Raw genomic sequence first — 13590 nt, 5'->3', positions numbered from 1 at the left:
AGGTCTGTGCTATGGATTTAGATATTATCCTCGGCGTTGTGATGTTCACGGTCATTGTACTTTCTTTAGTAGCGGTGATCCTGAGTGCACGTGCCAAACTGGTAAGTACCGGTAAAGTAAAAATTCTGATTAACGGTGAAACCACCGTTGAAACAGAGGCTGGTGGTAAGCTGCTGCAAACTCTGGCGGCTAACAACATCTTTCTGTCATCTGCTTGTGGTGGTGGTGGTACTTGCGCGCAATGTAAGTGTCAGGTTACTGAAGGCGGTGGTTCTATGCTGCCAACGGAAGAATCTCATTTCACCAAAGGTGAAGCTCGCGAAGGCTGGCGTTTGTCTTGTCAGGTGCCGGTTAAGCAAAATATGGTTGTCGGCGTTGATGAGGAAGTCTTCGGTGTTAAGAAGTGGGAGACCACGGTTGAATCCAACCCGAACATGGCTACTTTCATTAAAGAGTTGACTTTGCGTCTTCCTGAAGGCGAAAACGTTGACTTCCGTGCTGGCGGTTATGTTCAGCTGGAGTGTCCTCCTTTTGAAATTAACTTCTCTGACTTCGATATCGAAGAACAGTACCGGGGCGACTGGGAGCACTTTGGCTTCTTCGATCTGAAGACAGTAAACAAAGAAAACGTTATCCGTGCATACTCCATGGCTAACTATCCGGAAGAGAAGGGTGTGGTTAAGTTCAATATCCGTATTGCAACGCCACCTCCGGGCACAACCGGTATTAATCCGGGTATCATGTCGTCTTACGTGTTCAACATGAAGCCGGGTGACAAAGTCACTGTTTACGGTCCATTCGGTGAGTTCTTCGCCAAAGATACCGATGCAGAAATGGTCTTTATCGGTGGTGGTGCTGGTATGGCGCCAATGCGTTCTCACATTTTTGATCAGCTGAAGCGTTTACGTTCTGATCGTAAGATCAGCTTCTGGTATGGCGCTCGCTCTCTGAAAGAATTGTTCTATCAGGACGAGTACGATGCACTGGCGGCAGAATTCCCGAATTTCGAATGGCACGTGGCGATGTCTGATCCACAGCCGGAAGATAATTGGGAAGGCCTTACAGGTTTCATTCACAACGTATTGTTGGAAAATTACCTGAAAGATCATCCGGCTCCGGAAGATTGTGAGTTCTACATGTGCGGGCCGCCGATTATGAACCAATCGGTGATTAAGATGTTAGAAAATCTGGGTGTAGAGCCAGAAAACATCTTACTGGATGACTTCGGTGGTTAATTGAAACAGCAGGAATAGGTCCAACAAAAAAACCCGGCTTTGCCGGGTTTTTTTATGGCCGAGATTGATGTCGGCGATCTGCTTGGTAGTGATTCAAAATACTACGTATTGGCTGCTGTCATACCTCGTTTGCTCTGACGTTCTCAGGTAATGCTGCGCTGATAGTCACCGGGCGTCATACCTGTCCAGCGTTTGAACGCTTTGTGGAACGCGCTACTGTCATTGAATCCAAGTTGGAAGGCCACCTGACTGATCGGCGCATTGTTGATGTCCAGCAGGCTTTTCGCCAGCATGGCTTTGTAATGTTTGATTTCATCCTGAAAACTTGTGCCTTCTTGCTTCAGGTGGCGCTGCAAGGTTCTGGCTGTGAGGTTGAAGTGGCTTGCGGTACGTTCAATGTCTGGCTGATTGTCGGCCGCCTGTGTCTGAAAGTAGCGCCACATGCGCATTGCCAGGCTGTCATGGGTTTCAATGCGATCAAGCAGGTTATTCAGCTCAGACTGCAACAGACCTGCGATGCGAGGGCTGGGATTGTAAGTGCGGGTTTGCAGAATCGATTGCGGAAAAATAGCCTGATTGTATTCCTGATGAAACTTCACTGGACAGCGCAGTGCTCTCTCGTATTCGCTCGCCAGACCTTGCGGTGCGTGGCGAAAATGAACTTCGATTGGGCGGTTATCCTGTGTGTAATCACGATTCATGATAAACACACCGATGTTTATTAACGCTGAGATGTCCTGTTCGGCAACATGGCGCATTTGCTCCGGACCATATTGGTGGCAAAAAATTCGGTTGATGACCCTATTACCCTCCAGGATAACCTGAGACGCAAAGGCGTTATTCAGGACGAATTCAACCGACAGAATGCGCTGAAGCGCTTCTTCGATGGTGTTGCAATTCATCATCAGCTGACCCAGCAGGCCATAGTCCATCGGATGAATGCGTTCGCCAACATGGAGTGCGATCAGTGGATCTTGACTGCCTTGTTCAGCTTGACGCCAGATATCAAATAACACCTCAACCGGTACCCGGTTAAAGTAATAATCGTCTTCGGTTAACCCCTCTGTGCGGCATTCAATGTCGTGATTCGGGTAACCCATACGACTGAGTGTGTTGGCGATGATGTTCAGGTAATGAACACTGACGGACGGTATTCTCAGAGACTGCTTCATATACGTGGTGCTTATGTTTTTAAGCCGAGTATACAAACTGTGTGCGCAAAGGGAACGAAGTGACCCATCTTGGCTCACTTAGTGGCATTTCAATTTATACCCAGGGTTGTGTCGTAAAATGGCAGTCTTGCGTCTTAGCGGGATTCCTCCTTCTTAGATTTTGTTTCTTGATGTGAAGTCTGGCAGCCCATTGTGTGCACTAAGGTTGATCAATTCAGACGTTATTTTTCTGAGAAAAAGCCTCTTTAATAAATTCTTCAGAAACTAAGTCTTACTCCAACACTGTTGATCCACTGATTATAATTAAAGTTGTCATCGCTATCGGAAATATTCGATAAGTTGGTGGTATATTCCGAACTTATGTAGAGATCCACCTGATCATAAATATAAAAGTTATGACCGTAATTCAGCGAGTATTGCTGGTCGTTGCGGATCTTATCGTATAGTGGGTCTTCATTATATTGCGTATTTTTATATCGTGCTGCCAAACGCCAGCTATGGCCGGTATAGTACTGGTTGAAACTGGTTTGTAGATAATATCCCTGGGTTGCAATAAATTCGTCGCTATAGTCATTATTAAAGATGTCAATATCGAGTTGGGTACGGTGGTCAACACGGCGTAATTGCAGATACAGTTTTAGGTCGGCAGAATTACCTTTGTATCCTTCGTAGCGTTCATCTTTGGGAGTTTTATTGGTCATTGAAACGCGGGCACCGAGGCGGTTATCTCCCAAGCGTTTGGTTAATTCAAAGCGACCAGTGTTGTACAGTAGAATTTCCTGTGACGCCAATTCATAACGGCTTTGAGAATATGTACTGCGAAAACGATATTCACCCATGTAGTAATTGTAAGGTAATGAAAACGTGAATATCTGCGTTTCCAGATCGTTTTCTTCAAAACTCTCCTGAAAATAGTCCAGTATAATGCTGGCGTCACTATTGCTTTGGTCGAGAAATTCGTGCGCTACCATTAGACCAAACTGTGTTTGAATATCATCACTTTTTTGGTCCATGCCATCGTTGGCATTGCGTAAGATATCATCTGATTCAAGAAATACGTTGTTATTTAATCCACGGTTTATATCTACTTCAACATTCAATGCCTGACTCGTATGAATCCACAGCATTGTTGCTGTAATCAGCGCCGTTAATACATAATTTTTCATGACCGGCCTCGGTAAAATGTTTTTTATATACTAATTTTTATCGATATTTATTTTTTCAATTAATAATGAGCGCATTTGAATCAGGTCGCTGCTGCTTAAGGAAGAATTATAAAAGCGCTGTTAACCAGCGCTTTTAACCGGGAGATCCGATTTAGCTACCGAAACGCTCTTTCAGCAGATTGCGACGCTCCTCTCGGCTCAGATCTTTCAGTTCATCACGCAATGTGCTGCGTTCATCTTCACTTAATTCCGCAATTTGTGTGCGTATGGCCTGACGCTCAGTGCGACGTTCTTCTCGCAGCTCCTGGCGCGCCTCTTTAAATGCCTCCATGCCTTCTTCTGTGGTGATGTCAAAACCCATCTCTGCTGCTTTGGCAATGCGGCGTTCTTCACGCATTTCTTTGTGCACTTCCCGGAATGCGGCTTTTCCTTCCTCGGTGCTTAAGTCTATTCCCAGTTCTGCAGCTTTAGCTTCGCGTTGCTGCTGACGATACTCTTTAAAACCAGTACGACCTTCTTCGGTTTGCAGGTCGAAGCCCAGATCCGCGGCTTTAGCCTCAATGCGGTGTTTGCGGACCTCCGACATATTCCAGCGATCTGCAGCGTCTCCGGCGATTGCTGCAGAAGCTGCCATTGTCATAGCCAGTGTCATAGCCAGTGTCATAGCCAGTGTCAGGGCGGAAATGAACTTAGTTTGAATTTTCATAATGTATCTCCAGAATTTTTAGATTTTTGCGATGTGCGTCGCTTAGCACATAGGATTACAACGGGAGGAGACTGAAAAGGTTGACGAGATGCCCTTAAAAAAGTCATAAAAAACTCTAAGTAACTGTTTTATATCGCAGAAATAATTTTGAATTTAGTGACAGCTGAGCTCCACTGAATGATTTGATATGCTGTAAACCACTGACACAGGAATAACAGAGTGACATTCAACCGATGAAATACGCTGCCATATATTTACTGTTCTTTTGTGGTTGTTGTCAGATCACCATTGCAGAGGACGTCACAGAGCAATGGAGTGGCCACTCGTTGATGATTGGCTTTAATCGTGTAGGGCAGCCATTTAGTTTTGAGCAGAATGATATAGAGGTCGTTCTGGTCGGCCGAATGCTGCAATATCAGTACTTCAGTGGCGATTGGAGTGGCGGTCTCAGTGTGTCGGAGTCACCGGGGGGACAAATCGGCTGCCGACAGCACCGCATATCAGCTTGATCTTGAAGGTGAGTCACTGGCCGTATTTCTTGAACACAGACTCAGGCAGTTTGGTAACGGCACCGCCTGGCTATGCACAGGCGTGGGTTCCGCTGTCGATGAACAATCTTTATCCGCTCAACGTTTTGTGAATCAGCGCCCTGTTGGTCGCGGCGAAATCGGTGTTGAATCACGCTTTCGCAGCTTCAGTATTGATGGTGGTTATAGCTTTGTGCTGGAATCATCCAGTATCAGTGCCAGTGTCGGATTGACACAGCAATGGTTACATGAAAAACAGCGTGCTCTGGTTCAGCCCGTTGATGCTACTGACGTTATGCAACAACAAAATATCGATGAACAAACCTTAATTGCCGGACTGTCTGTCGGTTATGAAAAATACTGGCAGATAAATACAGAACTTGAGTGGTCAGTCTTCACTGGGGTGCGTTATCAATACACGGTAGGTGGTAGTGGTAAAATTTACCAATCGCAGTTTCGTCGTGGGGCAAGAGGTGTGCAGCAGGGGCAGCGCAGTGAGTCTTTTCAGCAGGAAAATGATTCAACCAGCGCTGTATCGTTGCGCCTGGCAGCGTATTTTCAACAATTTAACCTGGCCTTTGACGTGGATAAACTGAGTGATCAGTCCATCGGTGACGCCTATTATGGCGCCACAGCCGGACTGAATTTTTAGTCTCAGCAAATACTACTTACGCGAGCCGTTTATCGGCGACCTGGGCGCAGCTGTCGCTGTTGGCGGTATTGTTGCTTTAACGCTTTCTGTTGTTTCTGGTTTAATTTTCTGAACTTCTTATATTGCTTCTGCAGCTTTTGCTGTTTCTGTGGCGTCATTTTCTGATAACGCTGGATCTTCCTTTTCGCTTGCAGCCTCTGTTCTGGGGTCAGTTTTTTGAATTTCTGGAAACGGCGTTTGGCATTCTGTTGCTGTTCCGGGGTAAAGTTGTTCCAGCGTTTGGCGCCATTAATCAATTTTTGCTGTTTGCCGCTGTCAAAGTCCGACCATTGGTCTTTAAAAGGCTCCAGAGTGGTCCGGATATCTGTAGGTAATGTGGCAAAATCCTGAGCCTGAAGCGGTGTTGCAATCAACACAATGGCCAGCCACAGGGTAATGGTCAGCAGGGTACGACGGTTACTCATGGCTGTCCTCCTGTTGTGTGTTCATTTGTGTCGTCTTTATCTGGGGTTTACTGATCTGGACGTTCGCTGTTGCATCGTTTTGTTGGTTATTGGCAGATTGCTTTGTTGCCGTACCGGTATTTTCCACAGCGTGCGGTTCAGCCATGCTCAAGGCATCCAGCAGTTGTCCGTTTTGTTCAACACTGTCTGCCAGAAAGAATAAAAACTCGGCGTCGTCCACGGCACTCGGTTGGCTGTGACTGAGATTACACATCGTCATACCACTAACCGTTAACAGCGTCGTCATAAGTGTGGCTGCCCTGTGGGGCTCCTTCCTGATCGACCAGCCATAAGGCAAAATCGAGGTCATCGACCATATCCAGTTCATCGTCGTCCAGTTCAGCATACGTTGTGATTAAGTCTAACGCATTCAACTGAGATTCTTCACTGTATGCTAACGGAATTGTGTCCGGTAGCGCATTTTCAGCGGGTTGAGGCAGGTTGCTGACGCTGAAATACCACAAAGGTGCGGCCAGTAATAAACTTGCGGCCAGACTGAGGGATGTTCTCGGCCATTCACGTACGCTGCTTAGCAAAACAACGTTGTCATGGCGTTTGTCTTTCGAACCCGCTGCCTGAAGAGCTTTTAATCTCGCTGCTTTCAGCTTATCGGCAGTCGCTTCATCGATATCGTCCAGACTGTTGTCGAGCTGCTGTGAAACTATATTTTCTATATCATCAGGCCTTGTCATAAATCACCTGCTGGAGTTTTTGTAAGGCACGAAAGTGATGGGTTTTAACGCTGCCTATGGTGATTTTCATCATGTCTGCGGTCTCCTGTAGCGAAAAGCCTTCCCAGCTGCGCAACATAAAACATTGTTGCTGTTGCAGTGGTAGTGCTTCGATGGCCTCAAGTGCCTGTTGCCCCAACTGCTCTGTGTGCAGATACTGCTCCGGACTGAATTCGTGTTGGTTGCTATATTCTGCCATGGCTAATTCGCCTTCTTCGTCTTTGTCCGATTGGCCAGCGGATAACAACCGCTCTGGAACAAACCATTTGCGCCAACGAGTCTGACTGCGGTGGAAGTCCATGATGCAGTTTTGCAAAATCGTGTAGAACAGCGGTCGCCACTGGCTGATTTCATCCGCGGCCTGATAATGGCCGTAACTGCGCGCCAGTTTAATCATGCTGTCCTGCACAATATCCAGTGCATCGGCATCGCTCTTAACCGCCATGATCGCCATGCGATAGGCTTTTCGTTCAACCGACGCCAGAAACTGGTCAAGTGTCTCTGGCGAATCCGTTTTTTCTGCCATGTCAGTGGTCATCTGTTTAGCGGTTTCTGCTGCATCGTGTTTCCTGAGTTACGTCAAACGGTGTTATAGGGTCATAACGTGTGTCGTGTATTAAGGTTGACAGCATAGTGAAAAAAAAATGACTTTGTCCAAACTCACACCTGATTTTTCCAGGGTAACTCAAGAGAAACAATCACTTCGCACCGACAATATTGTGTTGCAAACGCCGTTACTGATTACGCCGGGAAACTGACTGATCAGCGTCAGTCGTGTCTGAATTTGTCGTTATCAGGACATGAACTGACGCCACGCAGCACTGCCTGTCAGCGTCTCGCGATTTAGACTGAAGCAGTAAAATAACAAGAGAAACTCCCATGCAATTGCTGAACCTTAAATCCATTCTCATCTGTCTGTGGTTGATTGCCTGCAATCCGGCACTGGCAGAAAGCTACATTTATCTGACCAATAACACCAATCAGACTCTGACGCTCGATATTGAGCAAAGTGGCTCTCCACTGGTTAAGGGGGAGCACTGGTGGCAACTGGCCACAACTGTTGCGCCTTATGCCACGGTGCGCTTCCTGGAGACCAATCGCGACCGCGGCATCAAATGGGGGAAAACGTACTATTACAATACGACGGTGACGGCGGAAGACGGTAGCACGGCGTTATTGCAGCAACGTCTCAAAGGTACTTGGAATTTCAGCAATATCTGGCATGGCACCCGTCAATCATCATGGTATGACGATCGTGGATTGTATTCTGTGCGCCAGGACTTTAGTGGTCAGCCATCAACGATTGCTTTTAAAGCAGAACGTGCGCGGGTTAACGGTGACGATATTTATTATGTGATCCACCCGGATCGTCAGGCACCACAGTTGGGATTATCGAATCAGCTTAATGTGCTGGCTTACAACGTTTGGGCTCTGTTGCCTGGCCTTGTGGCAAAAGATACCAGTGAGCGTTTGACTGAAATCAGTAAACAGCTGGATGGTTATGACGTCATTGTTTTCTCGGAGTTGTTTGAAAATAATCGCCGAGAGACATTTCTGAATCGCATTCGTAGCGAATACCCTTACCAGACGCGTGTTGTTGATCGCAGTGGTGCAATTGAAGACGGCGGGGTATTGATTGTCAGCCGCTGGCCCATCGAGTATGAGGATCAAATAACGTTCTCCGACTGCGATGCAGATGACTGCCTGGCGGCTAAAGGTGTGATGTATGCACGCATTATCAAGGGAGAGCAAAAATATCATGTATTTGGCTCTCATACTCAGGCGTGGACGGCCGCCGAGAATCAGGCAACCCGGGCGCAACAATTCTCAGAAATGAAATCTTTCATCGATCAGCAAAATATTCCCGCCAGTGAAGCTGTGATAATTGCCGGTGATTTAAATGTGGATAAAACCAATTTCCCGGCAGAACATCTTGAAATGTTGAATACGCTCAACGCCTCAGAGGTACCACAATTACCGGGTAGTTACGCTTACACCGCGGACGGTAATGTCAATGCCTGGACGGATGGACGACCTGAATTTCTCGATTATGTACTGATCTCTAATGCCCATTTGCAGCCACAGCAAGCCAGCACTGACGTACTTGTGCCACGCAGCATTGATGCAAGTGTATTTACCAAATATGACCTGTCTGATCACTTTGCGATTGCAGCAGAAATGACGTTTGCAACTCCGGCGATGAATCCAACAAGTGGGTTGTTTCGAGAATTAAAAGACGCCCGCAGTGGGAAGTGCCTTGATTTTCCTGGCGCTGTGCCCTCGAACGGTTCGGTAGCTGTGATTTATGACTGTGCCGACGTTGTCTGGCAAAAATGGCAGTACGATGCCAGTAGCGGCTTACTCCGTAATAAGGCTAACCCGGATTATTGTCTGGACAATAAAGGTGAGCGCTATGCTGGGGGCAGTGTGCATCTGTGGCAGTGCTTGCCCGGCAGTGTAAATCAGCAATGGCAATTCGTTAATGGCTCATTGCGCCCGCGCGCCAATCAGGCTGTTGCTCTGGATGCCTTTGGCGTTGATAACAACAGTCAGGTTGGTCAGTGGACGGTCCATGGCGGTGCCAATCAACAGTGGTCGTGGGGACGTTAATGCCCATTCGTGTGAGCCACGTAAACATCGAATAACAATAAAAATTGTAATCACAGGAAGATTTTAATGAATAAAAAGCTACTTTCTCTGCTTTCCGGGTTAATTCTATCCGCTCAGGGGCATGCCATGAGCGGTGCCCCGGCGACGGCTGAAATCGACAATACATCGATAGGTAATCATCAGCAAAGCTGGGAATACCGGGCATTAATGCATCAGAACCTGCTGGATAATGCCACACCGTTATCTCAGGGGTTTCAGGTAATGGGGCACAACGCCTACAACAGCAGTGCTTACAGTTCGATTGTACATATCGATCCGAATCACTCGTTATCGATTACCGAAATGCTCGATCTGGGGGTACGCACCATCGAGATGGATTACCACTGGGTTTGGCAGACCAAAGACCTGCCGGGTGGTCATGCTTTGTTAATGTGCCACGCGGGCAGTAATGATATCGGTTGCAGCGGCTTAGAGCGTTATTTGCACGAAGGGGTAGAGGAGGTCAACCGCTGGTTGCGTAAACATCCGAAAGAAGTGCTGGTGCTCTACTTTCAGGATGATGCCGAGGGGAATAATGATGAGTTGGTTAAGGCCGTCGCATCAATCGATGATCTGATTTACAAGCAGCCAGCAGGCCAGTGCGATAGTTTCACTAATATGGTGCAAACGACATCGGAGGAAGATGTGTTAAGCGCTGGCAAGCAAGTCATTATCATGGGCAGTAGTTGTGCCAACCGCGGGCCGTGGACCGGTTACTCGTGGAGCAGTATTCACAACTGGGTATCGGGTGGTGGCCAGGCAATCCTTGATCGCAGTGAGGCTGATTGTCTTGCTGACACCGGGAAACAAGACGGAGCTCACCGCATCTGGGAGGATGCGACCAACTTGAGTGCTGCCTTTGGCGATCCGGGTCCGCGTATTGACGCTGCGCTGGCAGCGAAAGCGGCGCGTTGCGGCATTGGTGCATTATCACTGGATGAGATCACCATTGGCGATTCGCGTTTGCGAGCCTCTGTCTGGAGTTGGGACAACAACCAGCCGGATAATTCTAACGAAGAAGATTGTGCTGAATCCTGGGGGAATGGCCATTTTAACGACCGCTCCTGTGCTGATAGTTTGCCTTTCGCCTGCAAAACCCTTGATGGAAAAAACTGGCTGATTTCTAATACAGTCGGTTCAAACACTGCAACAGACGGCCAGTCGGCTTGCCAGTCTATGGGCGCGCAGTGGTCGTTTGCAGTCCCAACCAACAGTCAGCAGAACGAATGGCTAAAGCAAGCAAAAATTGCTGCAGGAATTGAGCGTGTTTGGCTGAATTATCGTGATACGGCAGTGGAAGGTGTTTGGACGACCCCAAACCATTCGGTGAACTACAGCGACGGCACGATCTCTCTCAGCGCCATCGAGCCGGGCTCTGGCTACGACTTTTATATGAAAGCTGTTGCCAATGGTTGTGAGCTGCAATGGCAGGGTGGCAATGCGGGGAGTGGTGAGCGCAATGCTAAGTTTGATTGTGTCTCTAAGGGAGACAAAATCGTATTTATTCCCGACTCATGGCCAACAACCGCGGCAGACGGCAGTGTCAGCGTGCATGGAGTGATTAAGGCCCAGGCCGGTGGTCATCAGTGTGGTTTGGAGTGGGACGGTTCTGAATCCGGTGGCGAGCGCAATGCAAAATTCGATTGCAGTGATCGTGCTGATCCACTGACCATCACCAGTCGTTCAGACGGCACCACTGCGCGCGTTATTATCCGCACCGACAACAATTGTGGTCTGGAGTGGGATAGCTCTCTTGATGGCAACAACGAACGCAATGCTAAGTTTGACTGCCATCCACGCTTTGATGAATTCACCTTGTATGGGTCCAGCTGGGCGGATTAACTGCACCGAGTCAGAATCAAAGCCTTTTTGCAGTCGTGTCACTTAGGCCTGAAGCAATGGATATCCCAGTGGCATCGGAGGTGGCAATCAAAAACGGGCAGACATCACTGCCCATTTCTGATTCTGGCAAACTTGGCCGAAATAGGCGTTGCTTGCCCAGCAGGGGTATTAATCTTTGATCAGTTCGGGATGAATCATGGGGGCAACAAACGGTTTATGCTGTTTGATTTCTTCCTGAGTTAAACCATTCAACTCGTAGGGAAACACCAACCAATCGTTGGTTTGATGCAAACAGAAGTCAGGTTGTAACTCTGTTCGGTTGAAATTCGGGCGCTGCCACAAGGTGGCTACTCTGACCTGAGATGGCATGTTGCGCTTAAGCTTATTGCGTAAGCGATTAATCACCGCCTGGATATTGTGTCCAGTACTGAATACATCATCAACAATCAGCAAACCATCATCGACATTCAGATTCTCCACCAGATACTGAGTGCCATGCACACGTATTTCTTCGGGTGATTCCATGATGTCCTGGTAAGCCGTCTGGCCACGATATGACGTGCGCAGGGCAATATGGTCGGTTTTTACTCCCAGCGTCTGCAAGCACTCCTGTACATAGATACCCACCGAACTTCCGCCACGCCACAGACCAACAATGAAGGTCGGCCGGAAGCCACTTTCAAAGATGGATACTCCTAACCGGAAAGCATCCTGAATCAGTTCTTCCTCATTAAGAAAACGTTTAGGCAATGAAGCCGGGGCATGTTGAGCAGACGACATAGGGGAGTTAGTCCGTGATTCGTAATAGCAGTTTGATAACTGGGAAGGTATGATACACGACTGACCATCCGGTCAGCTAATAGTTTTTGAGATGGGTTGTCGCTATGTCTGCGGCCGTAACAGAGAGCAACATAACATGAGTGAAAAACTCTACCTGACAGGACAAAGCTTACTGGAAGATTCATACCGGTTAGCGGAAAAAGTACTGTTAAGTGGCTTTCGTCCGACCTTTATGATTGCCGTATGGCGTGGTGGCGCTCCCATGGGTATTGCGGTTCAGGAATACCTGGCGTACCACGGTATTGAGACTGACAATATTTCAATACGTACTGCCTCATATGCTGCTGGCATTGACCAGCAGGCGAAGACGGTACAGGTATTCGGGCTGAACTACCTGGTTAAGAACATTCGCCACGAAGACAGCTTGCTGATTGTCGACGATGTGTTCGACACCGGTAAGTCGATCGATGCAATCATCAACGAGTTAAGTCGTCGTGCGCGTTTAAATACACCGCATGATATTCGTGTCGCTGTGCCTTATTACAAACCCGAGCGTAATAAGACTGATCGTGTGCCGGATTATTACATTCATGAAACCAGTTCCTGGTTGAAGTATCCGCATTCTCTCGAGGGTCTGTCTGCTGCAGAGATCGAACAAGGTCGCCCTGAGTTGTTTGAAATAATTAAGAATCACTTGCCGGCAGAGTAAACCGGTTATTCCCGCCTGAGCCAATCGCGGATATTGTTCCAACGATTGGCCAGTAAAGACGCGAAAATTAACCCACAGCCCATCACCTGTATGTCAGTCATTCTCTCGCCAAACCAGGCTGCAGCGATAAACGCTGTCCATATTGGTTCGAGTACCATAATCACCGCAGCATGCGACGGTGATGTCAGTCCCTGAGCATAAGTCTGTAGTAGAAAGCGCGCCGCAGTACCTATCACCACGCTGAGGGTCAGCCACCAAAGCATGTCGCCACGGATTTCGTTGGGCCACGATTCTGTTGCGACCGAAATCGGTAGGGCGACAAGGCCCACAATACACAATTGAATAGCGCTCAACGCCAGTGCCGGGATGCGCGCAGCAGCGCGACCATTGAGAATAAACGTCAGAGAAAACAACACGGCTGCGCAAAAAAAGAACAGTTGGCTGGACTCCGGTTGGAATCCTTGTTGTAGCCCCAGTAATGCCATACCAGCAATGGCCAGTGGCAGTGCTACCCAGGTGGAGGCACTGATTGTTTCGCGAAAAAACAATGCGCTCATTGGTGGTACCAGTACAACGGCCATACTGGTGATAAACGCGCCCTCTCCCAGATTATCTGCATGGAACAAACCCATAATCCAGAAGCTCATAGCGCAGCCGAACACGGTACCAACCGCCACAGCCCTGCGCCATTGGTCAGATGAAAGGGTGCGTAGCAATGTAAAGCCAAACGCAGCAAGAATCAGCCCGGCTAATAAGAAACGACTACCAACAAAGAGAAGCGGCGGGAATCCTGACAGCGCCTCTTTGGAGAACATCCAGCTGACGGCGGCTATGAGTGTGACGATTATCAATAAAACGTCGGCTTTTGTTGAATATTGCGGCACTATGAAATCGACTCGGTTACTATGTGCGGGTTAA

The 13590-nt window shown here is 48.1% G+C and carries 14 protein-coding genes; 5 read left to right on the top strand and 9 right to left on the bottom strand.

Features of this window, described 5'->3' with window-relative positions:
• Positions 1 to 11 precede the first annotated feature (11 nt).
• Complete coding sequence (gene nqrF / locus MK185_07390; GenBank protein MCH2040439.1) at positions 12 to 1235, top strand: NADH:ubiquinone reductase (Na(+)-transporting) subunit F; 1224 nt, start codon at positions 12 to 14, stop codon at positions 1233 to 1235.
• A gap of 143 nt (positions 1236 to 1378) precedes the next feature.
• Here nqrF and MK185_07385 read toward each other — a convergent pair whose 3' ends face one another.
• The 3 genes from MK185_07385 to MK185_07375 all read right to left on the bottom strand — a co-directional run bounded on the left by MK185_07385 (position 1379) and on the right by MK185_07375 (position 4279).
• The gene (locus MK185_07385) at positions 1379 to 2407 is read right to left on the bottom strand and encodes an AraC family transcriptional regulator (protein ID MCH2040438.1); all 1029 of its coding nucleotides are present in this window, start codon (positions 2405 to 2407) and stop codon (positions 1379 to 1381) included.
• A gap of 257 nt (positions 2408 to 2664) precedes the next feature.
• Entirely contained in the window at positions 2665 to 3573 is a 909-nt protein-coding gene (locus tag MK185_07380) for a DUF2860 domain-containing protein (protein ID MCH2040437.1), read from the bottom strand.
• A 151-nt stretch (positions 3574 to 3724) separates the two neighbouring features.
• Positions 3725 to 4279: a hypothetical protein gene (locus tag MK185_07375; GenBank protein ID MCH2040436.1), complete on the bottom strand. Its 555-nt coding sequence runs from the start codon at positions 4277 to 4279 to the stop codon at positions 3725 to 3727.
• A gap of 438 nt (positions 4280 to 4717) precedes the next feature.
• Between MK185_07375 and MK185_07370 the strand changes: the two genes are divergently transcribed.
• A complete protein-coding gene (locus tag MK185_07370) occupies positions 4718 to 5458 on the top strand; it encodes a hypothetical protein (protein ID MCH2040435.1) in 741 nt (246 codons plus the stop codon).
• A 29-nt stretch (positions 5459 to 5487) separates the two neighbouring features.
• Here the strand turns inward: MK185_07370 and MK185_07365 are convergent, their stop codons facing one another.
• The 4 genes from MK185_07365 to MK185_07350 are packed head-to-tail and all read right to left on the bottom strand — an operon-like array spanning position 5488 to position 7218.
• Positions 5488 to 5922: a DUF3106 domain-containing protein gene (locus tag MK185_07365; protein MCH2040434.1), complete on the bottom strand. Its 435-nt coding sequence runs from the start codon at positions 5920 to 5922 to the stop codon at positions 5488 to 5490.
• A complete protein-coding gene (locus MK185_07360) occupies positions 5915 to 6208 on the bottom strand; it encodes a hypothetical protein (GenBank protein MCH2040433.1) in 294 nt (97 codons plus the stop codon). The genes MK185_07365 and MK185_07360 overlap by 8 nt, the downstream gene beginning before the upstream one ends.
• On the bottom strand, positions 6186 to 6653 hold the full coding sequence (locus MK185_07355) for a hypothetical protein (GenBank protein ID MCH2040432.1): 468 nt from the start codon (positions 6651 to 6653) through the stop codon (positions 6186 to 6188). The genes MK185_07360 and MK185_07355 overlap by 23 nt, the downstream gene beginning before the upstream one ends.
• Positions 6640 to 7218 (bottom strand): RNA polymerase sigma factor, encoded by a 579-nt coding sequence (locus tag MK185_07350; GenBank protein MCH2040431.1) that lies wholly within the window; start codon positions 7216 to 7218, stop codon positions 6640 to 6642. Before MK185_07350 ends, MK185_07355 begins: the two co-directional genes overlap by 14 nt.
• Positions 7219 to 7571: 353 nt before the next feature.
• Here MK185_07350 and MK185_07345 point away from each other — a divergent pair, with 353 nt between their 5' ends.
• Complete coding sequence (locus MK185_07345; GenBank protein MCH2040430.1) at positions 7572 to 9302, top strand: ricin-type beta-trefoil lectin domain protein; 1731 nt, start codon at positions 7572 to 7574, stop codon at positions 9300 to 9302.
• Positions 9303 to 9368: 66 nt separating this feature from the next.
• Complete coding sequence (locus MK185_07340) at positions 9369 to 11183, top strand: hypothetical protein (protein ID MCH2040429.1); 1815 nt, start codon at positions 9369 to 9371, stop codon at positions 11181 to 11183.
• A gap of 168 nt (positions 11184 to 11351) precedes the next feature.
• Here the strand turns inward: MK185_07340 and MK185_07335 are convergent, their stop codons facing one another.
• The gene (locus MK185_07335) at positions 11352 to 11963 is read right to left on the bottom strand and encodes a hypoxanthine phosphoribosyltransferase (protein ID MCH2040428.1); all 612 of its coding nucleotides are present in this window, start codon (positions 11961 to 11963) and stop codon (positions 11352 to 11354) included.
• 136 nt (positions 11964 to 12099) lie between these two features.
• On the opposite strand from MK185_07335, the gene MK185_07330 reads away from it, so the two are divergent.
• Positions 12100 to 12672, top strand: a complete 573-nt coding sequence (locus MK185_07330) for a hypoxanthine phosphoribosyltransferase (GenBank protein MCH2040427.1) — start codon at positions 12100 to 12102, stop codon at positions 12670 to 12672.
• A gap of 5 nt (positions 12673 to 12677) precedes the next feature.
• On the opposite strand, the gene MK185_07325 is transcribed toward MK185_07330, so the two are convergent.
• The gene (locus MK185_07325) at positions 12678 to 13556 is read right to left on the bottom strand and encodes a DMT family transporter (protein MCH2040426.1); all 879 of its coding nucleotides are present in this window, start codon (positions 13554 to 13556) and stop codon (positions 12678 to 12680) included.
• Positions 13557 to 13590: the final 34 nt, after the last annotated feature.

The organism is Saccharospirillaceae bacterium (assembly GCA_022448365.1).
Lineage (GTDB): Bacteria > Pseudomonadota > Gammaproteobacteria > Pseudomonadales > Oceanobacteraceae > Bacterioplanoides.
The sequence above is the reverse complement of the archived record's forward strand: the minus strand, read 5'-3'. Positions and strand labels throughout refer to the sequence as shown.

Excerpts from the sequence above, each read along its gene's own strand:
- MK185_07355 (MCH2040432.1), bottom strand. The coding sequence starts at position 6,653 with ATGACAAGGCCTGATGATATAGAAAATATAGTTTCACAGCAGCTCGAC.
- MK185_07350 (MCH2040431.1), bottom strand. The coding sequence starts at position 7,218 with ATGGCAGAAAAAACGGATTCGCCAGAGACACTTGACCAGTTTCTGGCG.
- MK185_07335 (MCH2040428.1), bottom strand. The coding sequence starts at position 11,963 with ATGTCGTCTGCTCAACATGCCCCGGCTTCATTGCCTAAACGTTTTCTT.
- MK185_07375 (MCH2040436.1), bottom strand. The coding sequence starts at position 4,279 with ATGAAAATTCAAACTAAGTTCATTTCCGCCCTGACACTGGCTATGACA.
- MK185_07380 (MCH2040437.1), bottom strand. The coding sequence starts at position 3,573 with ATGAAAAATTATGTATTAACGGCGCTGATTACAGCAACAATGCTGTGG.
- MK185_07345 (MCH2040430.1), top strand. The coding sequence starts at position 7,572 with ATGCAATTGCTGAACCTTAAATCCATTCTCATCTGTCTGTGGTTGATT.
- MK185_07330 (MCH2040427.1), top strand. The coding sequence starts at position 12,100 with ATGAGTGAAAAACTCTACCTGACAGGACAAAGCTTACTGGAAGATTCA.
- nqrF (MCH2040439.1), top strand. The coding sequence starts at position 12 with ATGGATTTAGATATTATCCTCGGCGTTGTGATGTTCACGGTCATTGTA.
- MK185_07340 (MCH2040429.1), top strand. The coding sequence starts at position 9,369 with ATGAATAAAAAGCTACTTTCTCTGCTTTCCGGGTTAATTCTATCCGCT.
- MK185_07385 (MCH2040438.1), bottom strand. The coding sequence starts at position 2,407 with ATGAAGCAGTCTCTGAGAATACCGTCCGTCAGTGTTCATTACCTGAAC.
- MK185_07360 (MCH2040433.1), bottom strand. The coding sequence starts at position 6,208 with ATGACGACGCTGTTAACGGTTAGTGGTATGACGATGTGTAATCTCAGT.
- MK185_07365 (MCH2040434.1), bottom strand. The coding sequence starts at position 5,922 with ATGAGTAACCGTCGTACCCTGCTGACCATTACCCTGTGGCTGGCCATT.